Below are 24,863 nucleotides of genomic sequence, written 5' to 3'. Positions count from 1 at the left end.
CGATGCTCCCGCTCATGCACGATTTCACCGACGAGACGGTCCTGGTCTTCGGCGGCGGGCCGGTCGGTGCGCGCAAGGCCCGGCGGTTCGACCGCGAGGCGGACGTGATCGTCGTCAGCCCCGACTTCGCCGACCGCGGGTTCGGCGACGCCGAGCGTGTCAGAGCGGCCCCCGACGCCGCGGCCGCCGCCGACTGGATCGAGCGGACCCGGCCGGCCCTCGTCGTGGCAGCGACCGACGACGCGGCGCTCAACGAGGCCATCGCCGACGGCGCGCGCGAGCGGGGCGCACTCGTCAACCGCACGGACGTAGACGGCGACCGTGAGGTGGGCAGCGTCGTCGTCCCCGCGACGGTCCGAGACGGGCCGGTCACCGTCGCCGTCGCGACCGGCGGGACCAGTCCCGCGCTGTCGAAACACCTGCGCGAGCGCTTCGAAACGGAGTTTGCCGGTGTCGGCGAGTTGGCCGCGGTGACCGGCGAACTCCGAACCGAGCTGAAAGCCCGTGGCGTCTCGCCGACCGAGCGCCGCGACGCGATCAGAGCCGCCGTCAGATCTCACCGCGTTTGGAAGGCTTTAGATAGCCCGGGGAGTAACACTAGGCAAGTAGTTACTGACGTGATCGACGAGCATACTGGTGATCTATCGTGAAAGCTGGCACGGGCGTCATCTCTGGCGTTAGCGTCGCCCACGAGCACGCCACCGTCGAGGACCGAGAGGCAGCAGCGACGGAGAGCCAACGCCACGCGGTCGAGTCGCTCCTGACGGAGCCGGCCGTCGAAGAGGCGTTCGCACTCCAGACGTGCAACCGGATCGAGGGGTACGTCGTCACCGAAGAGGGAACCGACGACGCCCTCTCGCTGTTTACCGACTCGGTCGACGACGACGCGGTGGTCCGGATGGACCACGAGCAGAGCCTGCGCCACCTCCTCCGTGTCGCGGCCGGCCTCGAATCGATCGTCCTCGGCGAGGACCAGATCCTCGGGCAGGTCCGGCGAGCCTACCAGGACGCCCGTGCCGTCGGCGGCATCGGCTCCGTGCTCGAAGACGGCATCACGAAGGCGATCCACGTCGGCGAGCGGGCCCGGACCGAGACGGCGATCAACGAAGGCTCCGTCTCGATCGCCTCTGCGGCCGTCGGGCTCGCGACCGACGAGTGTACCCTCGACGGCGAGACCGGGGTGGTCGTCGGTGCCGGCGAGATGGGGACGCGTGCGGCCAAGTCCCTCGCGCCGACGGTCGACCGGCTCGTTGTCGCCAACCGCACCGTTCCCAACGCCGAGTACGTCGCCGAGACGGTCGACGTGGAGGCGACGGCGGTGTCGCTCGACGCCGTCGAGTCGCTGCTCTCGGAGGCCCGCGTCGTCGTCACCGCGACGGGGAGCCCGGAGCCACAGCTCGACACGGAGACGCTGGCGACCGCTGGCGAGACGTTCGTCGTCGACATCGCCCAGCCACGCGACGTGCCAACGGACGCCGACTCCCTCTCGAACATCACCGTCTGTGACATGGACACGCTGGAGTCTCTGACCGAGGAGACGCGCGACCAGCGTCGCACGGCCGCGACCGCCGTCGAGGCGATGGTCGACGAGGAGTTCGACCACCTGCTCAACCAGTACAAACGCAAGCGGGCCGATCAGGTCATCTCGGCGATGTACGAGAGCGCCGACCACGTGAAGGCCAGCGAGCTCCAGACCGCCTTCTCGAAGCTCGATCTCGACGACGATCAGCAAGCCGTCGTCGAGTCGATGGCCGACGCGATCGTCTCCCAGCTGCTCGCGGCTCCGACCCAGAGCCTGCGCGAGGCCGCCCAGGAGGACGACTGGTCGACGATCAACACCGCGCTCCAGCTGTTCGACCCCGACTTCGGGCCGGACACCACCGCCGGTGGCCCGCCGGCTTTCTCCGAGGGGATGTCGGTCGACGACATCCCGGAGGGAATGCGCGAGGAGATCCCCGCGTCGATGCTGGAGCAACTGGGCGACGACTAGAGCGGGCCAACTGTTTTGCCGATTCCGCCCGTCGGAGTCCACATGGCTGACCTGCTCAGCGACGACGAGATCGCGGCACAGCTACCCGACCACTGGGACCGCGAGGGCGACGAGATCGTCCGGACCTACGAGTTCGACGCCTACCTCGACGGCGTCGGCTTCGCGGCGGCCGCCGGTGGCCTCGCACAGGAGGCGTTTCACCACCCGGAGATGACGATCGGCTGGCGCGAGGTCGAGGTGCGCTTGACGACTCACGACGCGGGTGGCATCACGGCAAACGACATCGAGCTGGCCGAGCGCTTCGACGAGATCCACGGGTGAGAGTCCGTCGGGGCCGTCACGCCCCAGAACGCGTCGGCCGTCGACTGGCGTCAGACGGTCGGTGTCGCCGTTTTCTCATACGGACAGTTGTAGGTCTTTACCAGATCGACCGTACGCCGTCGTGCGGTCGACTGGGTAAACGCCTACAACCGTCCGTATCAGTCTATCCGGCCGTCGTCCGGCTCGACGACGAGAAACAGCGTCGGCTCCGAGCGCGTCGGCTCACAGTCTCCCCGGCGTTCGACGGCGAAGCGGCGATCCCCGGTCTGGTTCGTTGCGACGTCGAACGACACCGTGAGTTCGTGGACGCGCGTCGACTGGCCGCCGAGTCGGTTCGGCGTGTCGTAGCTCGCCGGCTCGTAGTCGACGTCTATGCGACTACGGTCTCCCTGCTCGACGCCAGCGAGACAGCCACGGATCGAGGGGAGATCGACCGGACGAGTGAACCACGAGGGGTTCGTGGCGGTGAGCGTGCCGACGCGAGCCGTCCCGCGAACTCGGTCGGTGTCGCTCCCGACGCTGGACAGCGCCACCGTCGTGGTGTCGTTCGTCTCGACGCTGTAGGTCACGTCGCCACCGAGCGCGTCGGCCGTCACCAGCGAGGCGCTGACGACCAGCAGCGCGATCACGACGCCGATCGTCGTCCGGCGGCCGGGAGCGATATCGGCCTCCCTGACGCCGTAGCCCAGGCCGACGAACAGCGCGGCCGAGCCGGCCAGGAGGAAGAACACGACCGTCTCACCGGGTTCGTACCGGCTGACGACGTAGCCCAGAAAGACCACGTACGAGAGCCCCGAGATCGTGAACGCGACGGTCCCGAGCAGGTCCCGCTCTCGGGACAGTCCGGCCAGCAAGAAGCCGACGAACGCGACGAGCAACAGCGCCGCGGTCACCGTGATCGAGAGTCCGAACACCACGTCACGGGCGAAATAGACCAGCGCGCCGAGCGCGAACGCGACGCCCAGTCCGTACAGGAGTTTGCCGCTGTCGAGCGTGAGATTCATGGAGGGCGCTTCGAGGTTCAGCCCGAACTGGGTTATATTTTTCCGGCCGTGCGAACCGTTTTGCCGGCGGTGGCCGTCTGCGTGAGTATGTCACGGCAGCCCGGCGACGGCGGATGCACCAGACCGACGAGGCGTGATCGAGTCGGAGTAGCCGGCGGCTACGGTGTCGTAGCCGGTCTCTGAACGGTTCGACGGCCCAGAAGCTATTTACTCGTCGCGAACCTACAGACGTAGTCGCGATGGCCCGCACCGACTACGACTTCTGGCTGTTCGATCTCGACGGGACCGTCGTCGACATCGACCCGTCGTACCCACCGACGGTCGTATCGGCGGTCGGCGACCGACTCGGCGTCTCCTTCACGGAGCGAGAGGCCGAGATCCTCTGGTACGGCCTCGGCGGCGTCCGTGAGCGCGTCCTGCGCAGGCGCGGCGTCGAACCCGAACGGTTCTGGGAGACGTTCCACGAGGTCGAGCAGCCCGCCGACCGAGCCGGGGCGACCTACCTCTACGACGACGCCGAGTCGTTCATCTGCGAGATCGACGCGCCGGTCGGCGTGGTCACGCACTGCCAGCCGTACCTCACGGATCCGGTGCTGGATCGGCTCGACATCCGAGACTGGTTCGACACGGTCGTCTGCTGTTCTGACGAGACCGGCTGGAAGCCCGATCCCACGCCCGTCGAGATGGCGATGACGGATCTCGGCGTCGCCCACGACGGCCACGAGGGGGTTCTGGCCGGGGACGACCCCGACGACATCGGTGCCGCCTGGAACGCCGGGCTCGACGCGATCCACGTCGAGCGCTACGATCCCGCAGAGCGCGGCCAGTGTGTCCTCGGTGACCGCCGCGTCACCGGATTCGGCGAGATGAGCTGAGCCCGTCCGGACTCTGTTCGATGCGTACTGGAGCGACCGCGGCGTCCGGCCGGCAAACGGCGACGAGAACCCCGTTAGGCGTGTTCCCAGTCGATCACGCCGACCGACGCTTCGGCGGCCAGTCCGTCGTCGTTCTCTTCGACGGTGACCCAGCCGTCGGCCCGGATCACGTCTCGAAGCGTGGGCTGGCCGTCCCCCAGCGGAGTCGCCACGTGATCGGCTAACTCGACCGGAACGAGGGTCCTGACGCCGGACGCACTCTCGACCGAGTCCGACAGCGCGGCGTGGTGGTGTGCGTGAGCGGGCAGCGGTGCGCCCGAGAGTTCGGCGACGAGCGGACGGAGCAACTGGACGGCGGCGACGAGACAGTCGACCGGTGACTCCGGCACGAGCAGGACCGGCCGCTCCTCGACGCTGGCGACGGCGACCGTCTGGCCCGGATCGCTGGCGACGCCGTCGACGTGGATCGACCCGAGGTCCGCGACGACTTCGTGGACGGGATCGCCCGCCGTCACGCCGGTCACCACCAGTGCGTCGCGGGTCAGATCCCGCTGGATCGCCGCCCGGAGCGCGTGGCGGTCCTCGCCGACGGTGTCGCGGTAGGTCACCTTCCCGCCCCAGCGGTCGACGTGCTGGGAGAGCGTAAACGCCGTCGTCTCGACGCGCTCGCCCGCGCCGGCCTCGCGCTGGACGAGCTCGTCGCCGGTCGGAACGATACCGACCGTCGGGCGCTGGACGGCGAGTACGTCGTCGACGCCGGCCACTTTCAGGAGCCCGAGATCCGTCGAGCGCAGGCGGTGGCCCCGGGCAAAGAGCCGGTCGTCGACCGCAATCCCGTCGGCCGGGCTGCTCTCGCGGGCCACCAGCTCCTCGGCGAGCACGCGCCCTTCCGCGACCGACAGCGGGACGGTGTCGGTGCGTTCGATGGGCTCGACCAGCGTCGTGAGCGTGTCGCGGGCGTCGGCGATCGCCGTCAGATCGCCTGTAGAATCGGTCATGTCTCTCTGTTCGACGCCGTGAACAAAAGTCCGGCCGTGTCCGTCCCGGCACCGTTTCTGGCCGCGACCGCGGCCTTTTTCGCCCACCATTCCCAAGCACCGTGTATGTCAGCGCTCCGTGACGCCCTGGGGGATCTCCCCGCCTCGGTGTTCGCCGACGTGCTCGAATCGGACGACGCCTACCTGCTGGTCGTCGACCTTCCAGGCGTCACTGCCGACACGATCGACGTCAGCGTCGACGGAGGGTCGATCGTGATCGAGGCCCAGCGCGGGAAAGACGTGGGCTCGGAGTTTCGCTACGTCGAGGAGGACCGCTCGCTGTTTCTGGACGCAGAGCTCCCGCTTCCCCCAGACGCGACGGGGACGGGTGCCGAGGGGACGATCGACCGCGGCGTCTTCGAACTCAGACTGCCGAAGGCCGGCGTCGGGACCGAGACGACGATCCCCGTCGAGGACGCCTGATCACGGGGTGGCTCATCGGTGAATCTCCGCGCCTACTGGCGGTTCGTCGTCGTCGTTCGTCACTTCCTCCCGCTGGGGCTGTCCTACGCACGGGACCGGAACCGATTTCTCCTGTTCGGGCGCTCCAGAGACGTCACTCCCGAACAGCGCCGTCGCCGCGCCGGCCGGCTGCTGGACTCGCTGCTGACGCTGGGACCGACGTTCATCAAGCTGGGACAGCTGCTGTCGACGCGGCCGGACGTCCTTCCGCCCGAATACATCGACGAGTTCGCCCAGCTGCAAGATCGGGTGCCGCCAGCGCCCTGGGACGAGGCCCGGACCGTCCTCGAAGACGAGCTCGGTCCCGTCGACGAGGCGTTCGACGGCTTCGAGGACGAGGCCATCAGCGGGGCCAGTCTCGGCCAGGTGTACCGCGCCGAGGTCGACGGCGATGCCGTAGCGGTGAAGATTCGACGCCCCGGCATCGAGGACCTCGTCGAGGCCGACCTGCGGGCGATCCGCTGGTCGCTCCCGATCCTGATGTACTTCGTCGGCGAGACGCGCTCGTTCTCCCTGGAGACGCTGGCCGACGAGTTCTCGAAGACGATCCGCGAGGAGATGGACTACGGTCGGGAGGCGGAGATGCTCACCGAGATACGGGGCAACTTCGCCGACAACGACCGCATCCGCATCCCCGGCGTCGTCGAGACTCACTCGACGAACCGGGTGTTGACCATGGAGTACCTCCCCGGAACGAAGATCAACGACGTGGAGGAACTCGACGAGCTGTCGGTCGACCGGACCCGACTCGCCGAGACGCTCCAGCGCAGCTACCTCCAGATGATCATCGACGACGGCGTCTTCCACGCGGACCCACATCCGGGGAACCTCGCAGTGCAGTCCGACGGGACGCTCGTGTTCTACGACTTCGGGATGTCCGGGCGGGTCGACCCCTTCGTGCAGGACCGGATCGTCGACTTCTACGCGGCCGTCGCGAGCCAGGACATCGACGCCATCCTCGACGCACTGATCGAGATGGGGACGCTGAGCCCCGAGGCCGACCGGCAGGTGATGGGCGAGGTGATGGAGCTGGCCATCGCCGACGCCCGCGGCGAGGACCTCGAACAGTACCGCGTCCAGCAGATCATCCAGCAGGTCGAAGACACCATCTACGAGTTCCCGCTCCGACTCCCGGCGAACCTCGCACTCGTGTTGCGCGTCGCCACGGTCGTCGAGGGAGTGTGCGTGACGCTGGACCCGGACTTCGACTTCATCACGGTCGCGACGGAGTACCTCCGTGAGGAGGGCCACATCGCTGCCGGCGCGAAGCAGTACGCCCAAGACCGGGCCGGCGAGGTTCGGGACGCCGCCGAGTCGATGGTCCGGGTGCCGCCGAAACTGGAGTCCGCGCTCGACCGGATCGAACGCGAGGACCTGCACGTCCGGGCCGACATCGAGGACTCTGACGGCGTCCTCGAACGGATGACCCGCCGGCTGATTCTCGGAATGATCCTCGCCAGTGGAACCCTCTCGACGGCGCTGCTGTACGCCGCCTCGACGGACGAAGCGACGGCTGTCGCGGGCGTCGGGACGCTGGCGGTCGCTGGCGTCACGTACCTCTCCTTTCGTCGGTCGAAAGGACTGCGTGCGACACCCCAGTTCACCCGACAGAGCATGCGCCAGCGCGAGTCGGCCGACGACGCCGGCTACGCGTCGAGCTACGGCCCCGACGAGGAGTGAGCGCGTTTCGCCCCGTGTGTTTATTCCCCCTGTTTTGAGCAGGGCAGCGGAGTGACACTTTTGCCAGGACAGATCGACATGTGGCTGTCGGGACGAGAGGTGACGTTCGGCGTCGTCGCCATCGGCCTGCTGGAAATGCTCTTCGGAAGCGGACACCCCGTCGACGGGGAGGGCCAGATCGTCCACGAGGCGCTCGTCCCGCTGGAAGTTCGGTCGTACATCATCCTCCTCGGACTCATCGTCTGGGGCGTCTACGCGGTGTATCGTGTCGTCGCGACGACGCCCGAGCCGGTGCCGGCCGAGCCGTGAGTCCTCGATGTGTCCGTTCTGATCCCCGTCGTCCGTAATTTTTCCCGCCGCCATTCCAAACCGTTTATACTCGCACATGGATAATCCGGGCGTATGCCACGACAGCAGACCGAAGTTCGCGAACTCGACGAGGGCAGCTACGTGATGATGGAAGAGACGCCCTGCAAGATCACCGCCTACAGCACGGCCAAGCCGGGCAAGCACGGCAGTGCCAAGGCCCGTATCGACGGGAAAGGCGTCTTCGACGGCAAGAAGCGCTCGCTCTCCCAGCCCGTCGACGCGAAGATCTGGGTGCCGATCATCCAGCGAAAGCAGGGGCAGGTCGTCTCCGTCACGGGCGACGACGCCCAGGTGATGGACTTAGAGACCTACGACACGTTCACGATGCGCATCCCCGAGGACGAGGATCTCAACCCCGACGACGAGATCGAGTACCTGGAGTACGAGGAACAGCGCAAGATCGTCTAAGATGTTCCCTGGCGCGGCCACAGACCCCGACGCGGCCGACTACGTCCTCGTCGGTGCGCCACTCGACGCCTCGACGACGTTCGAGCCCGGGACGCGCTTCGGGCCGCGCCGCGTCCGCCACTACGCCGAGTCGTTCGAGGACTACGATCGGCGGACCGACCAGCGGTTCACCGAGCTCGCCGTCGCCGACCACGGCGACATCGGTCCGACCGACGACGTGGCCGACTATCTGGCCTTTCTCCGCGGCACCGTCCGGGACTACGCCGACGACGGGGCGATACCGATCCTGGTCGGCGGAGAACACACCGTCTCCGTCGCCGGGGTTCGGGCGCTCGATCCGGACGTGTTTTGCTGTCTCGACGCCCACCTCGACCTCCGCGAAGAGTACGCCGGCAACTCCCTGAGCCACGCGACCGTCACGCGCCACGCGCTGGCCGTCGCCGACCGGGCGATCGTTCTGGGTGCCCGCAGCGGCTGTCGAAGCGAGTGGGAGCGTGCGAGCGAGGCCGACGTGACCGTCGTCGAGCCCGACGCGGTCGCGGACTGGGAGCCCGACTTCGAGGACGAGCGGGTGTACTGCTCGCTCGACATCGACGCCGCCGATCCGGGCTTCGCACCCGGCACCGGTACCAGAGAGCCGTTCGGGCTGACCCCACGTGTGCTACGCGACGTGGTTCGGGCGGTCGCACCCCACGCCGTCGGCTTCGACGTGGTCGAGGTCAACGACCGCGACGACGGGCAGGCTGCGGTGCTCGCCGGAAAGCTGCTGCGTTCGTTCGTGTTCGCACACGCGGACAGCTGATCGTCACGACCACGGGGTACCTTTATCCACCCCCGACTCGTAAGCGTTACCATGCGATTCGTTATCGTGGGTGCCGGTCGCGTCGGACTCCGGACTGCTCGCGTGCTCGACGACGGCGGGCACGACGTGGTCCTCGTGGAGAACGACCCCACGAAAGTAGCGCGTGCCCGCGAAGAGGGACACGACGTGATCGAGGGCGACGGTGCGGTCGAGACGATTCTCGACGACGCCGATCTCGACCGTGCGGACGCACTCGGCGCGCTGACCGGCGACCTCAACGACAACTTCGTAGCCTGTATGATCGCCAAACAGTTCGACTGCCGGACCGTGATGCGCATCGACGAGGACTACCGCGAGGAGATTTACCGCAAGTACGCGGGCGACGTGGACGAAGTGATCTACCCCGAGCGCCTGGGTGCGATCGCCGCGAAGAACGCCCTGCTGGGCGGGAACATCCGTGCCGTCGCCGACATCGATCAGAACCTCCAGCTCGTGGAGTTCACCATCACCGAGCAGTCGCCGATGCGGGGCTACTCCATCAGCGAACTCGAACTGCCAGCCAACGCCCGACTGCTCGCGTTCGGCAAGCGCGACGAGCCCCTGGACCTGCCCGGCGAGGACGAGACACTCGATCTCGGCGACCACCTCGTCGTCCTCGCGGACTTCGACGCGCTCGGAGACGTGCGCAGCATCGTCGTCGGCGAGACCGGACGCGCGGCCGCCGTGGGGGGTGCCTGAGATGGTCGTCGCCTACGTGATGGTCAAGGTGTACACCGGCGACGCCGACCGGCTCAAAGGCGAAATCGAAGCCATCGACGGCGTCACGGCCGCTCACATCGTCGCCGGGGACGTAGACTTCATCGCGAAGGTCGTCGTCGAGACGCCCGCCGAGGTCAAAGACATCGCCGCCAAACAGATCCAGGAGATCGAGGGCGTCGAGGACACCCAGACCTACATCGCGATGGACTGAAGACTAAACTTTACTTCGTCGGGTTCGAGTCGCGCTCTCCGAGCGCGCTCGAACCACTCCTCGCAAACTTTAGTCTCCAAACACTCTCCGAGTCGCACCCTCCGGGTGCGCTCGGAGTGAACCACGCTCGCTACGCTTGCGTGGATAGAAGTCACAAAGGCGTCCCACCGGCCCCGCCATCGCCGTTGGTCTGGGCCTGGTTCACGAGGTCCGCGACCGCGCCCTCGTACTCGTAACCGGGGACGACCCCCTCGACGTAGGTGCCCTCGACGTACTCGGCGAAGGTCTTGGCCACGCGGGCCGCGGTGTCGGCGTTGCCCAGCTCGAACTCGTAGGTGACGACGACGCTCTCGCCGTCGCGTTCGACTCCAAACTCGTCCAGTTCGACGCTCGTCCGGGTGGCTTTGGGAGCGTCTTCGAGGCGGCGTTCGAGCGTCTCGAACCAGCCGTCTGTGACGGCGTCGCCGACCGTCTCGACGGTCGCGGCGGACAGTGTCGGAGCCCGGACGGTGACGGTGTAGGCGACGCGCCACTTCGGCGCGTCGTCCGCGACGACGGTGCCCTCGAAGGCAGTCGTCGTCACGCGATAGCCGTCGTCGGTCGGCTCGAACGCGCCGTTGCTCTCGAAGGCACTAGCTGCACTCTCGGGCGAATCGTCGCTCATTGCACGTCCGTAGGCCGCTTGCGGGCAAAAGCCCGTCGCCACGCCATCACAGTCAAGTGAGTGCGACGACTCCGTCGAACCGATGCCGCTCACGCCCCTCCACCTCGGTCCGGCGCTACTCGCCGGTGTCGTCCTGTATCGGTTCCTCGATCTGCCGACGGTACTGGCTGGCAGTGTCGTCGTCGACGTTCGGGCCGCACTGGTCGTGTTCGGCCCCCTCGACGGACCGGTCCACGGCGTCCTGACGACGTTCGTCGGAGCGACCGCCGTCGCTCTGATGCTCACCGTCGTCGTGTTCGCGCTACCGGACGGCGTCCAGTCGTTGCTCGACGCCGGTCGGTTGGCCCCGACCACCGCTCTCGGCCCGGTGCTGGCGGCTTCATTCGTCGGGACCTGGTCCCACGTCGTCCTCGACTCGCTGCTGTACGCAGACGCCCGGCCGCTCTTTCCGCTCGCTGGAAATCCGTTGCTACGGGAGGGTGTCGTCTTCGTCCCGGTCTACGGCGGTTGCCTGATCGCCGGACTGCTCGGACTCGCTGGATACGCGTTTCGGAGACGCCAGACGGCCGGGGCCCGGCCGGTCTAGAGCGAACCACCGTGACCGAGCCGCCGCTGTCGGCTCCCCAACAGTCGCTCTCGGAGCGTACCGATCCGGGAGAATGCGAGGGATGGGATTCGAACCCACGGACCCCTACGGGAGCGGGTCTTAAGCCCACCGCCTTTGGCCAGGCTCGGCTACCCTCGCGCGTTCTGGACTACCGACGGCCGATGGGTTGGGGCTTTCGGTCTCTGGGCCGCGACCGTCGGCGGTCGAGAGGCGTCGACAGCCCGGTTATTCGACTCCTGTCGACGAGTAATTAGCTGCTAGCTCTAGGTACGTCCGTGTTAAAATCTGGTAACATCGTCGTAAGATAACTGCTGATTCGGCGGATCGGCGCGATAATCGTGAACAATCAAAACCGATTATACCGGTATCGAGAGAACTTCCCGAGCGAATCCTTGGTGAATTTCCATGAAAGACACACGGCACACGGGACGGATCGCATGGCTCTCACGGCGACAGTACGTCCGCGGCGTCGCCGGCAGTGCTCTCGCGGTCGCTCTGGCGGGCTGTCAGGGCGACGGCGGTGAGGACGATGGCGGCGACGGCGGCGCACAGCAACCGGAGGAGACGACGGCCGACAGCGAGGACACGGCGACGGACACCGACGACACAGAGGCCACGACCGACGGCTCGATCACGTTCGCACAGGCGAAATCGCCCGTGGAGTTCGATCCCGTCGTCCTGAACGACGTTCCGTCGGCCGAGGTCGCGATGCTCGTCTTCGACTCGCTGTACACGTACGACGAGGGCACCAATCTCGTTCCGCAGATCGCCGCCGACATGCCGGAGGTAGAGCGCGGAGCCCAGCGGTGGATCGTTCCGATACGGACCGACGCCACTTTCCAGAACGGCGACCCGGTCACGGCCGAAGACGTCGCTTACTCCTTCCGGGCACCGGTCGAAGAAGAGACGGAGAACGCCGGGGAGTTCAACATGATCGATAGCGTCGAAGTCGTCGACGAGTCGACCGTCCAGTTCGACCTGCAGTTCCAGTTCGGGGCATTCGACTCGTATCTCCCGTGGGAAATCGTCGACAAGTCCGTCCGCGAATCGGACAGAGACGCCTACAACACGTCAAGCCCCGTCGGAGCCGGCCCGTTCACGTTCGACGACTGGCAGGAGGGCGAGTACGTCCGGCTCAGCCGCTGGGACGACTACTGGGGAGAGCCACTCCCGAACCTCGCCGAGATCGAATTCGTCCCGGTCGAAGAGCCGACGACCCGGATCACGACGCTGCGAACCGGTGAGAACGACGTGGTAAAGAACATTCCACCGGCAAACTGGGAGACTGTCGAGAACATGGGCGAGGCCAGCATCGAGTCGGTTCTGGGAACGAGCTACTTCTATCTCGCCTTCAACTGCAACGAGGGACCCACCGCCGACCCCGAGGTGCGGGAGGCGATCGACTACGCCTTCTCGATGGACGACGCGGTCGGCCAGTACGTCGAACCGACCGGCGAGCGACAGTACGCGCCGGTTCCCAGAGCGATCTCCGAAGACTGGGAGTTCCCCGTCGAGGAGTGGCAGCAGATCCCCCACGAGCCGGATCTGGATCGGGCCAAGTCGCTGCTCGACGACAACGACAGCGTCCCGGACGACTGGCAGCCCCGGATCATCGTCCCGCCGGACGACAAGCGCGAACAGATCGGGGTCTCCGTCTCGAACGGGCTCAGCGAGGCCGGCTACGACGCGACGGTCCAGCGCCTCGACTGGGGTGCCTTCCTCGAACAGTACGTCACCGGCAGCGCCGACGACTACAACATGTTCACGCTTGGCTGGGCCGGTTCGCCCGATCCGGACACGTTCATGTACTTCCTGTTCGCCCACGACCAGATCGGCACGAACAACGGCACCTACTACCGCAACGAGTCGATGAACGAACAGATCATGAACGCCCGTCAGTCCAACGACGACGAACAGCGCCGCGAGTGGTACGTCGACGCCATCCAGACGGTGCTCGAAGACCGGGTCCACCTCCCGGCGTACAACATCAAGAACAGCTTCGGGGTCCGGAGTCACGTCTCGGACTTCCGGGCCCACCCCGTCGACCAGTTCAGCATCGTCTCGGCGTACAACAACGTCTCCGTCCAGTGATCGAGGAATGGGGCTCGTTCGCTACACCGTACGGCGACTGTTGCAGGCGATCCCGGTCCTGCTCGGCGTCGTGACGATCACGTTCGCGCTGGCCAACGCGATCCCCGGTGACCCGGTCCAGATCATGCTGGGCCCGTCACCGAGCCAGAGCGAGATCGCGGCGATCCGGGCTCGGTACGGGCTCGACCAGCCGCTGTGGGTGCGATACGCGAACTACGTCGCCGCCCTGCTGGCTGGCGATCTCGGGACGAGCATCTACTACGACGTGGCCGTCACCAGGAAGATCGGCGAGCGGCTGCCGGCGACGGTCCTGTTGATGCTGTCCAGTTACGCGTTCGCGATCCTGACGGCGGTCCCGCTCGGTGTGATCTCGGCCAAGCGGCGCAACAGGCTCACCGATCACGTCTCCCGGATCGTCTCGCTGATCGGCGTGTCGACCCCCTCGTTCTGGATCGGGCTCATGCTGATCCTGGTGTTCGGGTTCCACACGAACCTGCTCCCGACGACGAACCTCGTCATGCCGTGGGCCGATCCCGCCGGGATCCGGGGCGCGGAGACGCGTCTCGACGTGCTCGCGATGGCCGGCCAGCACCTCCTCTTGCCGATGATCACGCTCGGAACGCTCCAGATGGCCGCGATCACCCGCATCGAACGCTCCGAGATGCTCGACGTGCTCACCGAGGAGTACGTCACGCTCGCGCGAGCCTACGGCATCTCCGAGCGGACGATCCTCCGGAAACACGCCTTCCGGAACGCACAGCTCCCGGTGATCACGATCATCGGCCTCCAGCTGTCGAGCGCCATCGGCGGCGCGGTGTTGACCGAGGTCGTCTTCGAAATCAACGGGATGGGGCGACTCATCGTCGACTCGATCGCGCGCCAGGACTATCCACTCATCATGGGAACGACCATCGTGTTCGCGTTCGTGTTCGTCGTCGGCGTCGTCGTGACTGACCTCTCGTACGCGTACGTCGATCCACGCGTTTCCTACGGGGAGGCCGAGTGACGATGGCGACGATCGACGAATCCGACAGCCCGACTGCACGGGACGCCGTCGAAGAGCCCGGCGAGGAGCCCGCGGAGATCGAAGCCCGCGTGGGATGGCGGTACACGTTCTCCCAGATCCGGAGCGATCCGACGGCGATGACCGGTCTGGCGATCATCGCCGCCGTCACCGCGATGGCCACGTTCGCGACGATCGACTCCGTACTGTTCGAGTTCCTCGCGGGCTATCGCCTGTTCGCACAGTTCGGCGTCGAGAAGTACTGGATCGCCAAGACGGTGTGGGTGAGTCCGGTGAGCGAGTCGGCTGCGACCCCGCGGCTGCTCCCGCCGGTCGGCTTCGAGAATCAGTTCGGGGCCGGCTCGTGGGCCCATCCGCTGGGCACCGACGACCGGGGGCGTGACATCCTGTTGCGGCTCGTCTACGGCTCGCGGATCGCGGTCACGGTCGGGCTGAGCGCGACGGTCGTCGGCTTCGCCAGCGGCACCGTCGTCGGTGCGGTCTCTGGCTACTACGGGGACTGGGTCGACGACGTGCTGATGCGGGCCGCCGAGACGCTGTTCGCGATCCCCTTCCTCGTGCTGGTGCTGGCCTTCATCGCCGTCTTCGGCCGCTCGCTGACCTTCATCGTCTTCGGCGTCGGCATCGCGTCGATCCCCACGTTCGCCCGGCTGATCCGCTCGCGCGTCGTCAGCATTCGCGAGGAGGATTACATCGAGGCGGCGCAGGCCGCGGGCGTCCGGGACCGCGACATCATCTTCAGGCACGTCATCCCGAACAGCTTCACGCCGGTGCTGGTCCAGGCGACGCTGCAGGTCGGCACCGCGATCCTGATCGTCGCCGGGCTCTCCTTTCTCGGGTTCGGCGTCCAGCCGCCCACTCCCTCGTGGGGACAGATGTTGGCGGTCTCGCGCAACTACATGATCCCGAACCCGTGGTTCAGCGTCTGGCCGGGCCTGGCGATCCTCGTCACGGTGGTCGGGTTCAACATCTTCGGCGACGGGCTCCGAGACGCCCTCGATCCGCGCTTCAACAACTAACCATGTCACACCCACTGCTCCGCGTCGAGAACCTGCAGACCCACTTTTTCACCGAGGACGGCGTCGTTCAGGCGGTCGACGGCATCAGTTTCACCGTCGAGGCCGGCGAGATCGTCGGTCTGGTCGGCGAGTCCGGAGCCGGCAAGAGCGTCGCGTCGGCGTCGCTACTCCGGCTGATCGAGGAGCCGGGCCGGATCGTCGGCGGACGCGTCGAGTTCGACGGCGAGACCCTGTTCGAGATCGAGACCGACCGCGACGGCAACCCCGTGCTCGACGAAGACGGGCGACCCGTCGAGACCGACGACTCGCTGTCCCGGCGAGAGATGCGCACCCGCATTCGGGGCCGGGAGATCGCGATCATCTTCCAGGACCCCATGGAGTCGCTCAATCCCGTCTACACCGTCGGTGGCCAGCTCCGGGAGTTCATCGAGGTGAACCGCGATCTGGGCAAGCGGGCCGCCAGAGACGAGGCCATCGAGATGCTCCGCGAGGTCGGCATTCCCGAAGCTGGGGCCCGGTACGACGACTATCCACACCAGTTCTCGGGCGGGATGCGCCAGCGGGTGCTGATCGCGATGGCGCTGGCCTGCGAGCCGTCGCTGATCGTCGCCGACGAGCCCACGACCGCGCTGGACGTGACCGTGGAGGGACAGATCCTCGACCTGGTCGCCGACCTCCAGGAGAGGTACGGAACCGCGTTCGTCTGGGTCACCCACGACATGGGCGTTGTCGCGGAGATCTGCGACCGCGTGAACGTGCTGTACCTCGGGGAGATCGTCGAGCAGGCCGGCGTCGACGAACTGTTTTACGACACGAGACACCCCTACACCGAGGCGCTCCTGCGCTCGATCCCCCGACCGGATCGGACCGTCGAGGAACTGGACCCCATCGCGGGGGTCATGCCCGAAGCGATCGATCCGCCCAGTGGCTGCCGGTTCCACACGCGCTGTCCCGAGGCTCGCGAGGCGTGTACGCAGGTCGATCCCGACTGCCGCGTGCTGGTAGACGGTGCCCACCCCCACCGGTCGGCCTGTCTCAAACACGACGTGTTCGACGGCGTCGGCTACGAGACGAGTCCGCCGCTCGACAACGAGACGCGCAGCGGCGTCGACGTGACGCTGACCGGCGACGGGGGCCGACTCCGAGGTGAGAGCGATGAGTGACACCGAGCGCCAGACCGCGACGGAGCCGACCGTCGCGTCCCGCGACGATCCCCTCTTGCGCGTCGAAGGGCTGACCAAGCACTTCCCCAACGACGAGGGGTTCCTCTCGTGGTTGCAGCTGCGACCGGGCGACGGCGACGGGCTGGTCGACCTCGGTCGAGAGTGGGTCCGGGCCGTCGAGGACGTGTCCTTCGAGATCTACGAGGGCGAGACGCTCGGGCTGGTCGGCGAATCGGGCTGTGGGAAGAGCACGCTCGCGCGGACGATCCTCCAGTTGATCGAACCGACCGACGGCTCGGTGTACTTCCGGGGCGAGGACCTCGCCGCCATGGACGGGGAGACGCTCCGGCGGAACCGCCGCGACATTCAGATGATCTTTCAGGACCCACAGTCGTCGCTGGACCCGCGCATGAAGGTGGGCAAGATCGTCGAGGAGCCGATGCGCGCCCACGGGATGTACGACGAGTCCGGGCGAGAGGCCCGCGCCCGCGAACTCCTGTCGAAGGTCGGTCTCGATCCACAGCACTACAACCGGTACCCACACGCGTTCTCGGGCGGCCAGCGCCAGCGCATCAACCTCGCACGGGCGCTGTCGGTCAATCCGGACTTCGTCGTCTGTGACGAGCCCGTCTCGGCGCTCGACGTGTCCATCCAGGCCCAGGTGCTCAACACGATGCGCGAGCTTCAGGCGGAGTTCGGCCTCACCTACCTCTTTATCGCGCACGACCTGAGCGTCATCCGCCACATCTCCGATCGGGTCGCGGTGATGTACCTCGGACAACTGGTGGAACTCGCCGAGAAAGAGGAGCTGTTCGAGAACCCACAGCACCCCTACACGCGGGCGCTGCTGGAGTCGATTCCCGTGCCCGACCCCCGCGTCGAAGGGACCAGGGGCGTCCTCGAAGGCGACGTACCCAGCCCGATCGAACCGCCGAGTGGCTGTCGCTTCCGGACGCGCTGTCCGGAGCTGATCGCACCGTCGGCGTTCGAACTGACCGACGAGGAGTGGGCGCAGGTGCGACAGTTCACTCGCTCGGTCACGCGCCACAGCTTCGAGCTGGCCGGGGCGAACGCCATCCGCGCGGAGTTTTTCGGCCCGCGGCTTCCCGACGGTGAGGCCGGCCGGATCGTCTCACGCGCGATCGATCTGCTCGTCGACGATCGCTGGGACGAAGCCGCCGCCCTCCTGACGGAGTCGTTTACGGACCCCAGCATCTGTGCCCGAGAACGGCCACGCTACGAGGTGCCGGCCGAGTACGGGAGCGGTCGTCACGTCGCCGAGTGCCACCGACACCGGGAGGACGGGAGCGGTCGGTGATCACCAGTCGACCGACAGCGTCCCGTCGCCCTCGGGGTCGGGAGCGATCTCCTCGTCGGTCCGGCGGTCGACCACGTGGATGACGCCCACGTCTTTCTTGGCCGGACACACCTCGGCGGCACGGATCTCGTCGTCGACCTCGTCCTCGCCGACGAAGTACATCTTCGGTGCGGCGATCCCGGTGTCGAGGTTCAGGTCCCAGTTGTGCGAGACCTCGGCGCACTTGCCCGCGCCGATGCACTTGTTGGCCTCGAAGATGATCTTGTAGGGTTTGTCCTCGACCGGCGGCGCGTCGGTCCCACCCATCTGGCTCGGGTCGACCGGAGCGTCTTCGTCTGCCATATCGGACGAACGCGGGCTGGACAGTTAAGCCCGACTCTTCCCGCAGGAGGCTATAGTAGCCATTGAAAATCAATGCACACCCGATCGCACGACGGCAGTGCGATCGGTGTGTCAATCGTTTCAATTGTTACTATACCGTCCGACGCCGGCAGCGTTGCCAACCCGCCGCAACGCCGGGCCGTGAAAGCCCAGGCTCAACAGGAGGGCGGCGGCCGCGAGCGCCGATAGCACGAAGTACATCGACTGGACGCCCACGAGGTCCATCACGTTCCCGGCACCCAGTTGTCCCAGCGCGCGCCCGGTCCCGATCCCGAAGGCCGACAGCACCGCCTGTCCCGTCGAGGTCAGCTCGTCGGGCGAGAAGCGGTGGGCGAACTCGACGACGGCGAGGTTGTACAGCGCCAGCCCGACGCCCAGCACCAGCTGGACCGCCATGATCGCCGTCGCCGTTCCCACGGCGGCGTAGACGAGGTAACAGCCGGCAAAGAGGGCGGCACCGAGCGAGAGCTGCGTGCGGTTGGCGAGCCCGATCTTGGCCATCGAGAGGAAGATGACGGCCTCGCCGACGGTCTTGACCATCCACGCCGTCCCCGTGAGGCTGTCCGGCGCACCGATCGCCCGAACGTACACCGAGAAGTAGGCGCTGCCCGAGGAACTGGCCCCACCCAGCAGCACCGCGACGCCGAGCAAGAGCAGGAACCGTCGGTTGCGCAGGAGCTTGACGGCCTCCCGTCGGAGATCCGGCGTCAGGTCGGCGTCGGCGTCGGGCACGCTGCGGACGATCAGGATCAGCACGACCATCCCGACCGCGTAGATGTAGAAGACGATCTCCGTCGCGAACCGCGAGAGCAGCCACCCGATGACGAGGCTCCCCAGTCCGAACGCGATCGAGCCGAAGGCCCGGACCTGTCCGTAGTCGACGCCACGGGAGAGGATCATCGCGTTGGTGATCGGAACGATCGGTGACCGCACCGTCGAGAGCAGCGCCGTCGCCAGCACGAGCAAGAGGAAGGGATCGGGGACGCGCCCGGCCAGCGGGAAGGCGAGAACGGCCACGCTCGACACCCCGGCCGCGATCAACAGGACCGGTTTGGAGGCGGCGAAGCGATCGGCCACGCCGCCCCAGATCGGCTGGGCGATCATCCCGCCGACGACGAGCAGCGCACCCAACAGCCCCATCTGCCCCCCGGTCAGTCCGAGTTCCTCGAAGTAGGCGTTCCGGAAGACGACGAAACCGTTCGAGGAAGCGAAGAAGACGAAATACAGCAACTGATAGCCGCGTTTGTCCCCGAGCATGGGCAACACTCTCGATTCCTCCTACTTCAAGCCACGGATACGATACTACAGCCGTTGTTAATAGACGCGAGCGTCCGACGACAGCGACCCGCTAGCGCCGTTCAGTCCCGTGTTGCCGAACGACGTGGGACGAACAGTTGCCGTTTCCCGGGTCGCCGTCGACGGTCTCGCGGGACGCGTCGTACGGTTCGTCTCATACGGACGGTTGTCGGAATGTACCGGTGAGCGTTGTCACGGGGTAGACGCTCACCGGTACGCAACTACAACGTTCCGTATCAGTCGTGGATCTCGACGCCGTCGATCGTGATCGGCGTGGTCGGTCCGTCGTGCATGTCCGTGTCGGCGTTGCCGATCGCTTCGACGACGTCCATTCCCTCCGCGACCTCGCCGAAGACGGCGTGCTTGTCGTCGAGGTGTGGCTGGGCGTCGAGCGTGATGAAGAACTGCGAGCCGTTCGTGTCCGGACCGCTGTTGGCCATCGAGAGCTTGCCGGCCTCGTCGTGGCGCAGTTCGTCGTGGAACTCGTCGGCGAACTGGTAGCCGGGGCCGCCCCGTCCGGTGCCGGTCGGATCGCCGGTCTGGATCATGAAGTCCTCGATGACGCGGTGGAACTCGACGCCCTCGTACAGCGAGTCGCCGCGGATCTCGCCGCTTTCGGGGTCTTCCCACGTCGCCGTGTCCGGTGCCGGCTCGGCGTCGGCCGCGGGATCGTGCTCGGCCAGTCCGAGGAAGTTCTCGACGGTACGTGGTGCGCGCTCGTCGTACAGTTCCAGTTCGATGTCGCCCTTCGAGGTCTCCAGCGTGACGCGTGTCATACTCGGGCGGAGGGCGGGTAGGCTGAAAAACCCCCGTTGTTCGGTCGGACCGCCGCGTCCCGATCGGTCACAGCCTCGCCGTCACCTGCTCGCCGCTGACGACTTCCGGCACGATCACCTCGTCGGCACCCGCACGACGGGCCAGCGCTTCGTCCATCCGGCTGCCGGCCCGAACCACCAGCTCGACGGTGGGCGCGAGCTGACTCGCGGCGATGGCGATCTGGACGTTCGCGCTCGTGTCGTCGATAGCGCCGATCACGGTCCGGGACCGTTCGACGCCAGCGTCGGTCAGCGTCTCGTCCTGTCGGGCGTCGCCGCTGACTGCGAGGTGCCCGTCGTCGATCGCTCGCTCGAACTGTTCGTCTGCCTGTTCGACGACGACGACGTCGCGGTCGCGCTCTTGCAACCCCGCGGCGACGGTCTGTCCGAAGGTCCCGTAGCCACAGACGACGACGTGGTCGTCGAGTTCCTCGATCGTCTGTTCGATTTGCATCTGTCGAAGTTCCTCCTGAATCTGGCCACCGAACGTCGCCGACAGCAGCGTCTCGCCGATCCACAGTCCCGCCACCACGAGTCCGGAGAGCACGACGATGGCGTACACTTTGACCAGTCGGACCGGGCCGTCGTGGGACTGGAAGTGCAACTCGATACTGGTCGGATCGAGGAGCCAGAACAGTGCGTCGACGACGCCGACGCCAGCGAGCGCCCTGAAGCCCACGACGCCCGCCGCGACGACGGCCACGAACCCGAAGACCGGTCGTACCATCCGACGCAAGAGCGCCCGTCGCAGGACACCCCTGAGGAGCGTCCCGAGCACCGTCAGCACCACACTCCTGGACCGGCCTGTGGCGGATCGATACGACGCGTGACGACATTCATACTGATCTGTGACACACTCTGTGTCGAAAGAACGAGTGGTGGTTGATACCACTTCTCATTAAACAGTATGGAGACATTAAATCCGAACCCCCACGGGGGTACGGGCACCGGGGTAGCGGTGCGGACGGCGGTCGACGTGGCTCGCTACAGCGACGCCACGACGAACTCGGTGCTGGAGCCGAGGGGGTCGTCTGCACTCGTCGTTCGGAGGTCGTCGAAACCCGCGTCCCGAAGCTGTGTGAGCGTCTGTTCGCGACCCGGCGCGGCGAAGAACATCTCACCGCCCATCCAGCCCCGTCGAACCGTCTCGAAGCGGCCACCGGGCAGCGTCATCAGGACGCTGCCGCCCGGCTCCAGTACCCGAGCGAACTCCCGGTAGACGGTCGGCTGTTCGTCGCGTGGGACGTGAAAGACGGCGTGGTAGGCCGTGATCCCGTCGACGGCGTCGTCGGCGACCGGCAGCGCGGTCATGTCCCCCTGCAGGAGGCGGGCCTCGGGAACCGTCTGGGCTGCGAGTTCGAGCCCACGCCCGGAGAAGTCCAGTCCCAGGCTACCGGCCGGCAGGTTCGCCAGCGTCCGGGCACCGTCGCCACAGCCCGCGTCGAGGACGAGCGGGTCGGGCGGTAACTCGTCGAGGAAGTCTCCGATCAGCGCCGCGTCGGAACCGTCGGGATCACGCTGGCGAGCGTACGTCTCGGCGACTTCGTCCCAGGCCGCGCGGACGTCGTTACGGTCCATGCCGTCCGTTGGGGCTCGTCCCCAAAGAGTGCTCTCCGGCCAGTCAGATCCGACGGTATTTCCGCCCGGCGGCCAAGGAGTCGTATGGTCGACACGGCCACGGACGCACACACGGCAGCCGTCGACGCTATCGCTGACCGACGCTACGAACGTGCCGGCGACGAGTACACCCGCGCGGCGCGGGCGACACTCGCCGACCCACACGACGGACAGCACCCCTTCGAACCCGACGAGAACGGGTGGATCGGCGACGGACTGCGCTTGCTCGCGACGGCCGCGGTCGCCTACCGCGTCGCGGAAGCCGACGAACGGGCGACCCACCGCTGTGTCGAGGGTGTCGCCGTCGCACGGGACCTCGAACACGTCCTCGAACACCCGGTACAGCGAGCCTGCCTCGCCGAGTTCGTCGCCGACTACCGGGTCGTGGGCGACGTGGGAGACCCACACGCGGCGTACGCGGACGCGGTCGACGCCTACGAGGCGGCCGACGCGGAGTCGCCACAGCGGTGGGCGACGACACCGCTTTTCGAGGCCGCGGCGGCGACGATCAAACAGGTCGCTCGCGGGCTCGACGACGGGGAAATCGCGATCACGTGGGAGGATCTCCACGGGGCCGATCCGAACGAGCCGGGTCGGTTTCTCGCTCACCGCGCGCAGTTCAAGCGCCAGCGGTTCCCCTCGTTGCTCGCGCACGTGGTCGACGACGGCACTCTCGCCGCGAGCCGCGGCACGACGGAGTACAACAACGCGAACTTCAGGTGTCCGGAGTGTGGCTCGACGGACGTGAACTGGGTCGCCGACCGCACGCTCTGCATGCGGTGTTCGACGCCGATGGAGCGCTCTAGTCGGTGAAGAAGTCGACGAGAGCCCCGTCGACTCGCTCCGGCGCGTCGAACTGCACCCAGTGGCTCGCGTCGGGAATCCGCTCGACGCGGAGGTCGTCGACCCACTCGTCGAGTCCCTCGGTCAGTTCGGTGTCGAGCGCGAAGTCTCGCTCGCCCCACAGCAGCAGCGTCGGCACGTCGACGCTGCGGTCCGGCTCGCCGCCGCCAGTCAGCATCGACCGCGCTCGCTGGCGACCGAGCGCCCGGTAGTAGTTGACCGCCGCCGTCAGTGCGCCCGGCGTCGCGAGGGCGGACTTGTAGCGCTCGACGTCCTCGTCGGTGAACGCGTCGGGCCGGACTGTCTCGCCCAGGATCGACTCCACGGCGGCGTAGTCGTTCAGTCGGAACCCCAGCTCGGGGAGGACGGGCAACTGGAAGTAGAAGACGTACCAGGACTTCGCGATCTGGGTGGGCGAGGAGCGAAGCAGCCGCTCGTAGCTGGTCGGGTGGGGCGCGTTCAGGACGGCCAGGCGGTCGACGACCTCGGGACGGTCGCTGCCGACGTGCCAGGCGATCAGGCCGCCCCAGTCGTGGCCGACGACGTGGGCTCGCTCGCGGCCGCAGTGCTCGATCAGCCCGGCGACGTCGGCGACCAGTTCGTCGACTCGATAGTCCGCGACGTTCGGTGGCTTCTCCGAGCGGTTGTAGCCGCGCAGGTCCGGCGCGACGACCCGGTAGCCGGCGTCGGCGAGCGACGGGAGCTGATTGTGCCAGGAGTACCAGAACTCCGGGAAGCCGTGGAGCAAGACCACGAGATCGCCGTCTGCCGGGCCGGCGATCACGTAGTGCAGGCCGACCCCGTTGACCGTCGCGCGTTCGTGTGTCACCGCTTGCTCGTCGAACGTGGGTGTCTGAGAGGTCATCTGAGAGCGTCGCGTCTGCCGATGTCGTCAGTACGAGCGGAGGTCTTCGAGGACCGCGGCGGCGCTGCCGTCGCTGATGGCTGCGCGGGCCTCGGCTATGCCGTCGTCGAGGCCCGACACGTCCTCGCGTGCGTAGATCCGCAGTGCGGCGTTGAGTTCCACGGCGTCGGCGAAGGCGTCCTCGCGGTCGCCTGCCACGACTTCCTCGGTGATCGTCGCCGAGTCGCCGGCCACGTCCTCGACTTCGAGGTCCTCGCCCTGGATGTCCATCCCGTACTCGGAGGTGCGGATCTCGTAGTCGAGGATGCCGTTCTCGTCGGCCTCCGCGTCGTCGGAGGGCCACTCCGCGACGACGGTCGCGCCGGGGCGGATGTCGTCGTACCCCTCCATGCCCTGGAAGAACAGTGCCCGCTCGGCGGGGTTGCGCCGGGACTTCTTGAGCGTCTTGACCATCCGCTTGGCGAACGCGAGGTGATAGAAGCTCCCGAGGTGGACGCTCGCGTCGGCCGGATTCGCCAGCGTCTCGACGGTGTTGACGTAGGTCCGAACGCCCATCATGTCCCGCCGTTCGAAGAGATCGTCGACGCCGGGGTTGAACGCGGGCTGATAGTAGAAGCCAAAGCCCACGTCGTCGACCAGGTCGGCGCTCTCGCCGGGCGAGAGATCCGTCGTCGCGCCGAGTTCGTCCAGCACGTGCTTGTAGGCGTCGAGCTTCTGGGTCGGGACGCGATCGCCCGAGTGGACAACCACTGGCGTGCCCGCGGCGGCGGCGACGACACCGGCGGCCACCCCGAGAATGGCGGAGGTGTGCTTGCCGTCGTAGTTGGCCCCGCAGTCGACGGGGTCGGCGCTGGGGGCCGCGACCTCGACGCTCTCCTCGCGCATCACGTCGACGAAGGCCGCCAGCTCCTCGGGCGTGTTTCGCTTCCAGCGGTTCGCCAGCCAGAACGCGCCCAGCGTCGTCTCGTCGGGTTCACCGTCGAGGATCCGCTGGAACGCCTCGCGGGCCTGCTCGCGGGTCATGTCCTCGGCGGACTTGTGCCCCGAGCCGACGACCTCTGTCATCAGACGCTTGAGCGGCCACTCGCCGTACTCGCTGGTCGCTTGTGCCATGCGAACCTGTTCGGCCGCGATCGGCTAAAGCCCCCCGGTTCACCGCCGAAATTGCCGGTCGAGAACCCCCAGATCTGGGGGATCGACGCGCCAGACAGTCGAAAGGGATACACCACCGCACTCCCTAGT

At 67.1% G+C, this 24,863-nt stretch carries 28 protein-coding genes and 1 tRNA gene; 18 read left to right on the top strand and 11 right to left on the bottom strand.

From position 1 onward, the window contains the following. Nucleotides 1-2 precede the first annotated feature (2 nt). The 3 genes from HMUK_RS07700 to HMUK_RS07690 are packed head-to-tail and all read left to right on the top strand — an operon-like array spanning nucleotide 3 to nucleotide 2,311. Complete coding sequence (locus HMUK_RS07700; protein WP_015762571.1) at nucleotides 3-650, top strand: precorrin-2 dehydrogenase/sirohydrochlorin ferrochelatase family protein; 648 nt, start codon at nucleotides 3-5, stop codon at nucleotides 648-650. Further along, complete coding sequence (gene hemA, locus HMUK_RS07695) at nucleotides 647-1,990, top strand: glutamyl-tRNA reductase (protein WP_015762570.1); 1,344 nt, start codon at nucleotides 647-649, stop codon at nucleotides 1,988-1,990. The genes HMUK_RS07700 and hemA overlap by 4 nt, the downstream gene beginning before the upstream one ends. Before the next feature lie 42 nt (nucleotides 1,991-2,032). Further along, nucleotides 2,033-2,311 (top strand): 4a-hydroxytetrahydrobiopterin dehydratase, encoded by a 279-nt coding sequence (locus HMUK_RS07690; RefSeq protein ID WP_015762569.1) that lies wholly within the window; start codon nucleotides 2,033-2,035, stop codon nucleotides 2,309-2,311. 158 nt (nucleotides 2,312-2,469) lie between these two features. Here the strand turns inward: HMUK_RS07690 and HMUK_RS07685 are convergent, their stop codons facing one another. Beyond that, nucleotides 2,470-3,315: a Bax inhibitor 1 family protein gene (locus HMUK_RS07685; RefSeq protein ID WP_015762568.1), complete on the bottom strand. Its 846-nt coding sequence runs from the start codon at nucleotides 3,313-3,315 to the stop codon at nucleotides 2,470-2,472. Between the two features lie 239 nt (nucleotides 3,316-3,554). Here HMUK_RS07685 and HMUK_RS07680 point away from each other — a divergent pair, with 239 nt between their 5' ends. Continuing rightward, nucleotides 3,555-4,190 carry an HAD family hydrolase gene (locus HMUK_RS07680; protein WP_015762567.1) on the top strand — a complete coding sequence of 212 codons (636 nt, stop codon included), beginning with the start codon at nucleotides 3,555-3,557 and terminating at the stop codon, nucleotides 4,188-4,190. A gap of 74 nt (nucleotides 4,191-4,264) precedes the next feature. Here HMUK_RS07680 and HMUK_RS07675 read toward each other — a convergent pair whose 3' ends face one another. Beyond that, on the bottom strand, nucleotides 4,265-5,188 hold the full coding sequence (locus tag HMUK_RS07675; protein ID WP_126967174.1) for a molybdopterin-binding protein: 924 nt from the start codon (nucleotides 5,186-5,188) through the stop codon (nucleotides 4,265-4,267). Between the two features lie 105 nt (nucleotides 5,189-5,293). Here HMUK_RS07675 and HMUK_RS07670 point away from each other — a divergent pair, with 105 nt between their 5' ends. From HMUK_RS07670 to HMUK_RS07640, 7 genes are all read left to right on the top strand, one after another. Continuing rightward, the gene (locus HMUK_RS07670; protein ID WP_015762565.1) at nucleotides 5,294-5,650 is read left to right on the top strand and encodes an Hsp20/alpha crystallin family protein; all 357 of its coding nucleotides are present in this window, start codon (nucleotides 5,294-5,296) and stop codon (nucleotides 5,648-5,650) included. 18 nt (nucleotides 5,651-5,668) lie between these two features. After that, entirely contained in the window at nucleotides 5,669-7,369 is a 1,701-nt protein-coding gene (locus tag HMUK_RS07665; protein WP_015762564.1) for an ABC1 kinase family protein, read from the top strand. Between the two features lie 60 nt (nucleotides 7,370-7,429). After that, complete coding sequence (locus tag HMUK_RS07660) at nucleotides 7,430-7,678, top strand: hypothetical protein (RefSeq protein WP_126967173.1); 249 nt, start codon at nucleotides 7,430-7,432, stop codon at nucleotides 7,676-7,678. Nucleotides 7,679-7,771: 93 nt separating this feature from the next. After that, nucleotides 7,772-8,146: a translation initiation factor IF-5A gene (locus HMUK_RS07655; RefSeq protein ID WP_015762562.1), complete on the top strand. Its 375-nt coding sequence runs from the start codon at nucleotides 7,772-7,774 to the stop codon at nucleotides 8,144-8,146. Nucleotide 8,147: 1 nt separating this feature from the next. Beyond that, entirely contained in the window at nucleotides 8,148-8,948 is an 801-nt protein-coding gene (locus tag HMUK_RS07650) for an arginase family protein (protein ID WP_015762561.1), read from the top strand. A 51-nt stretch (nucleotides 8,949-8,999) separates the two neighbouring features. Further along, nucleotides 9,000-9,686 (top strand): potassium channel family protein, encoded by a 687-nt coding sequence (locus HMUK_RS07645; protein ID WP_015762560.1) that lies wholly within the window; start codon nucleotides 9,000-9,002, stop codon nucleotides 9,684-9,686. Between the two features lies 1 nt (nucleotide 9,687). Beyond that, nucleotides 9,688-9,918: an Lrp/AsnC family transcriptional regulator gene (locus HMUK_RS07640; RefSeq protein ID WP_015762559.1), complete on the top strand. Its 231-nt coding sequence runs from the start codon at nucleotides 9,688-9,690 to the stop codon at nucleotides 9,916-9,918. A 151-nt stretch (nucleotides 9,919-10,069) separates the two neighbouring features. Here the strand turns inward: HMUK_RS07640 and HMUK_RS07635 are convergent, their stop codons facing one another. Continuing rightward, complete coding sequence (locus HMUK_RS07635; RefSeq protein WP_015762558.1) at nucleotides 10,070-10,582, bottom strand: DUF5813 family protein; 513 nt, start codon at nucleotides 10,580-10,582, stop codon at nucleotides 10,070-10,072. A gap of 82 nt (nucleotides 10,583-10,664) precedes the next feature. On the opposite strand from HMUK_RS07635, the gene HMUK_RS07630 reads away from it, so the two are divergent. Continuing rightward, nucleotides 10,665-11,168, top strand: a complete 504-nt coding sequence (locus HMUK_RS07630; protein WP_015762557.1) for a hypothetical protein — start codon at nucleotides 10,665-10,667, stop codon at nucleotides 11,166-11,168. A 74-nt stretch (nucleotides 11,169-11,242) separates the two neighbouring features. Here the strand turns inward: HMUK_RS07630 and HMUK_RS07625 are convergent. Next, nucleotides 11,243-11,327: transfer RNA gene (locus HMUK_RS07625), tRNA-Leu, on the bottom strand. Between the two features lie 267 nt (nucleotides 11,328-11,594). Between HMUK_RS07625 and HMUK_RS07620 the strand changes: the two genes are divergently transcribed. The 5 genes from HMUK_RS07620 to HMUK_RS07600 are packed head-to-tail and all read left to right on the top strand — an operon-like array spanning nucleotide 11,595 to nucleotide 17,804. Further along, nucleotides 11,595-13,280, top strand: a complete 1,686-nt coding sequence (locus tag HMUK_RS07620; RefSeq protein WP_015762556.1) for an ABC transporter substrate-binding protein — start codon at nucleotides 11,595-11,597, stop codon at nucleotides 13,278-13,280. Between the two features lie 7 nt (nucleotides 13,281-13,287). Further along, a complete protein-coding gene (locus HMUK_RS07615; protein ID WP_015762555.1) occupies nucleotides 13,288-14,286 on the top strand; it encodes an ABC transporter permease in 999 nt (332 codons plus the stop codon). Between the two features lie 2 nt (nucleotides 14,287-14,288). Continuing rightward, complete coding sequence (locus HMUK_RS07610; protein ID WP_015762554.1) at nucleotides 14,289-15,323, top strand: ABC transporter permease; 1,035 nt, start codon at nucleotides 14,289-14,291, stop codon at nucleotides 15,321-15,323. Between the two features lie 2 nt (nucleotides 15,324-15,325). Further along, nucleotides 15,326-16,486 (top strand): ABC transporter ATP-binding protein, encoded by a 1,161-nt coding sequence (locus HMUK_RS07605; RefSeq protein WP_015762553.1) that lies wholly within the window; start codon nucleotides 15,326-15,328, stop codon nucleotides 16,484-16,486. Continuing rightward, nucleotides 16,479-17,804: an ABC transporter ATP-binding protein gene (locus HMUK_RS07600; protein WP_015762552.1), complete on the top strand. Its 1,326-nt coding sequence runs from the start codon at nucleotides 16,479-16,481 to the stop codon at nucleotides 17,802-17,804. The genes HMUK_RS07605 and HMUK_RS07600 overlap by 8 nt, the downstream gene beginning before the upstream one ends. On the opposite strand, the gene HMUK_RS07595 is transcribed toward HMUK_RS07600, so the two are convergent. From HMUK_RS07595 to HMUK_RS07575, 5 genes are all read right to left on the bottom strand, one after another. After that, nucleotides 17,805-18,146, bottom strand: coding sequence for a ferredoxin (locus HMUK_RS07595; RefSeq protein WP_015762551.1), 342 nt, complete (start codon nucleotides 18,144-18,146; stop codon nucleotides 17,805-17,807). Between the two features lie 120 nt (nucleotides 18,147-18,266). Then, a complete protein-coding gene (locus HMUK_RS07590) occupies nucleotides 18,267-19,442 on the bottom strand; it encodes an MFS transporter (protein ID WP_015762550.1) in 1,176 nt (391 codons plus the stop codon). A 275-nt stretch (nucleotides 19,443-19,717) separates the two neighbouring features. Then, entirely contained in the window at nucleotides 19,718-20,257 is a 540-nt protein-coding gene (locus tag HMUK_RS07585) for a peptidylprolyl isomerase (RefSeq protein WP_015762549.1), read from the bottom strand. Between the two features lie 67 nt (nucleotides 20,258-20,324). After that, nucleotides 20,325-21,023 (bottom strand): potassium channel family protein, encoded by a 699-nt coding sequence (locus HMUK_RS07580; RefSeq protein WP_049940879.1) that lies wholly within the window; start codon nucleotides 21,021-21,023, stop codon nucleotides 20,325-20,327. 257 nt (nucleotides 21,024-21,280) lie between these two features. Beyond that, entirely contained in the window at nucleotides 21,281-21,874 is a 594-nt protein-coding gene (locus HMUK_RS07575; protein ID WP_015762547.1) for a class I SAM-dependent methyltransferase, read from the bottom strand. A gap of 84 nt (nucleotides 21,875-21,958) precedes the next feature. Here HMUK_RS07575 and HMUK_RS07570 point away from each other — a divergent pair, with 84 nt between their 5' ends. Next, nucleotides 21,959-22,726, top strand: a complete 768-nt coding sequence (locus HMUK_RS07570) for a hypothetical protein (RefSeq protein ID WP_015762546.1) — start codon at nucleotides 21,959-21,961, stop codon at nucleotides 22,724-22,726. Here HMUK_RS07570 and HMUK_RS07565 read toward each other — a convergent pair. Together HMUK_RS07565 and HMUK_RS07560 are read right to left on the bottom strand one after the other, a co-directional pair. After that, nucleotides 22,716-23,621 (bottom strand): alpha/beta fold hydrolase, encoded by a 906-nt coding sequence (locus tag HMUK_RS07565; RefSeq protein WP_015762545.1) that lies wholly within the window; start codon nucleotides 23,619-23,621, stop codon nucleotides 22,716-22,718. The genes HMUK_RS07570 and HMUK_RS07565 overlap by 11 nt on opposite strands. 27 nt (nucleotides 23,622-23,648) lie before the next feature. Then, nucleotides 23,649-24,734 carry an anthranilate phosphoribosyltransferase gene (locus HMUK_RS07560; RefSeq protein ID WP_015762544.1) on the bottom strand — a complete coding sequence of 362 codons (1,086 nt, stop codon included), beginning with the start codon at nucleotides 24,732-24,734 and terminating at the stop codon, nucleotides 23,649-23,651. Nucleotides 24,735-24,863 lie beyond the last annotated feature (129 nt).

The sequence above is a fragment of the Halomicrobium mukohataei DSM 12286 genome, assembly GCF_000023965.1.
Lineage (GTDB): Archaea > Halobacteriota > Halobacteria > Halobacteriales > Haloarculaceae > Halomicrobium > Halomicrobium mukohataei.
The sequence above is the reverse complement of the archived record's forward strand: the minus strand, read 5'-3'. Positions and strand labels throughout refer to the sequence as shown.

What these genes read in the sequence shown, in the direction of transcription:
- HMUK_RS07700 (WP_015762571.1), top strand. Translation starts at nt 3, where the DNA reads ATGCTCCCGCTCATGCACGATTTCACCGACGAGACGGTCCTGGTCTTC.
- HMUK_RS07690 (WP_015762569.1), top strand. Translation starts at nt 2,033, where the DNA reads ATGGCTGACCTGCTCAGCGACGACGAGATCGCGGCACAGCTACCCGAC.
- HMUK_RS07685 (WP_015762568.1), bottom strand. Translation starts at nt 3,315, where the DNA reads ATGAATCTCACGCTCGACAGCGGCAAACTCCTGTACGGACTGGGCGTC.
- HMUK_RS07680 (WP_015762567.1), top strand. Translation starts at nt 3,555, where the DNA reads ATGGCCCGCACCGACTACGACTTCTGGCTGTTCGATCTCGACGGGACC.
- HMUK_RS07675 (WP_126967174.1), bottom strand. Translation starts at nt 5,188, where the DNA reads ATGACCGATTCTACAGGCGATCTGACGGCGATCGCCGACGCCCGCGAC.
- HMUK_RS07670 (WP_015762565.1), top strand. Translation starts at nt 5,294, where the DNA reads ATGTCAGCGCTCCGTGACGCCCTGGGGGATCTCCCCGCCTCGGTGTTC.
- HMUK_RS07655 (WP_015762562.1), top strand. Translation starts at nt 7,772, where the DNA reads ATGCCACGACAGCAGACCGAAGTTCGCGAACTCGACGAGGGCAGCTAC.
- HMUK_RS07650 (WP_015762561.1), top strand. Translation starts at nt 8,148, where the DNA reads ATGTTCCCTGGCGCGGCCACAGACCCCGACGCGGCCGACTACGTCCTC.
- HMUK_RS07645 (WP_015762560.1), top strand. Translation starts at nt 9,000, where the DNA reads ATGCGATTCGTTATCGTGGGTGCCGGTCGCGTCGGACTCCGGACTGCT.
- HMUK_RS07640 (WP_015762559.1), top strand. Translation starts at nt 9,688, where the DNA reads ATGGTCGTCGCCTACGTGATGGTCAAGGTGTACACCGGCGACGCCGAC.
- HMUK_RS07635 (WP_015762558.1), bottom strand. Translation starts at nt 10,582, where the DNA reads ATGAGCGACGATTCGCCCGAGAGTGCAGCTAGTGCCTTCGAGAGCAAC.
- HMUK_RS07630 (WP_015762557.1), top strand. Translation starts at nt 10,665, where the DNA reads ATGCCGCTCACGCCCCTCCACCTCGGTCCGGCGCTACTCGCCGGTGTC.
- HMUK_RS07620 (WP_015762556.1), top strand. Translation starts at nt 11,595, where the DNA reads ATGAAAGACACACGGCACACGGGACGGATCGCATGGCTCTCACGGCGA.
- HMUK_RS07615 (WP_015762555.1), top strand. Translation starts at nt 13,288, where the DNA reads ATGGGGCTCGTTCGCTACACCGTACGGCGACTGTTGCAGGCGATCCCG.
- HMUK_RS07610 (WP_015762554.1), top strand. Translation starts at nt 14,289, where the DNA reads ATGGCGACGATCGACGAATCCGACAGCCCGACTGCACGGGACGCCGTC.
- HMUK_RS07605 (WP_015762553.1), top strand. Translation starts at nt 15,326, where the DNA reads ATGTCACACCCACTGCTCCGCGTCGAGAACCTGCAGACCCACTTTTTC.
- HMUK_RS07600 (WP_015762552.1), top strand. Translation starts at nt 16,479, where the DNA reads ATGAGTGACACCGAGCGCCAGACCGCGACGGAGCCGACCGTCGCGTCC.
- HMUK_RS07595 (WP_015762551.1), bottom strand. Translation starts at nt 18,146, where the DNA reads ATGGCAGACGAAGACGCTCCGGTCGACCCGAGCCAGATGGGTGGGACC.
- HMUK_RS07590 (WP_015762550.1), bottom strand. Translation starts at nt 19,442, where the DNA reads ATGCTCGGGGACAAACGCGGCTATCAGTTGCTGTATTTCGTCTTCTTC.
- HMUK_RS07585 (WP_015762549.1), bottom strand. Translation starts at nt 20,257, where the DNA reads ATGACACGCGTCACGCTGGAGACCTCGAAGGGCGACATCGAACTGGAA.
- HMUK_RS07580 (WP_049940879.1), bottom strand. Translation starts at nt 21,023, where the DNA reads ATGGTACGACCGGTCTTCGGGTTCGTGGCCGTCGTCGCGGCGGGCGTC.
- HMUK_RS07575 (WP_015762547.1), bottom strand. Translation starts at nt 21,874, where the DNA reads ATGGACCGTAACGACGTCCGCGCGGCCTGGGACGAAGTCGCCGAGACG.
- HMUK_RS07570 (WP_015762546.1), top strand. Translation starts at nt 21,959, where the DNA reads ATGGTCGACACGGCCACGGACGCACACACGGCAGCCGTCGACGCTATC.
- HMUK_RS07565 (WP_015762545.1), bottom strand. Translation starts at nt 23,621, where the DNA reads ATGACCTCTCAGACACCCACGTTCGACGAGCAAGCGGTGACACACGAA.
- HMUK_RS07560 (WP_015762544.1), bottom strand. Translation starts at nt 24,734, where the DNA reads ATGGCACAAGCGACCAGCGAGTACGGCGAGTGGCCGCTCAAGCGTCTG.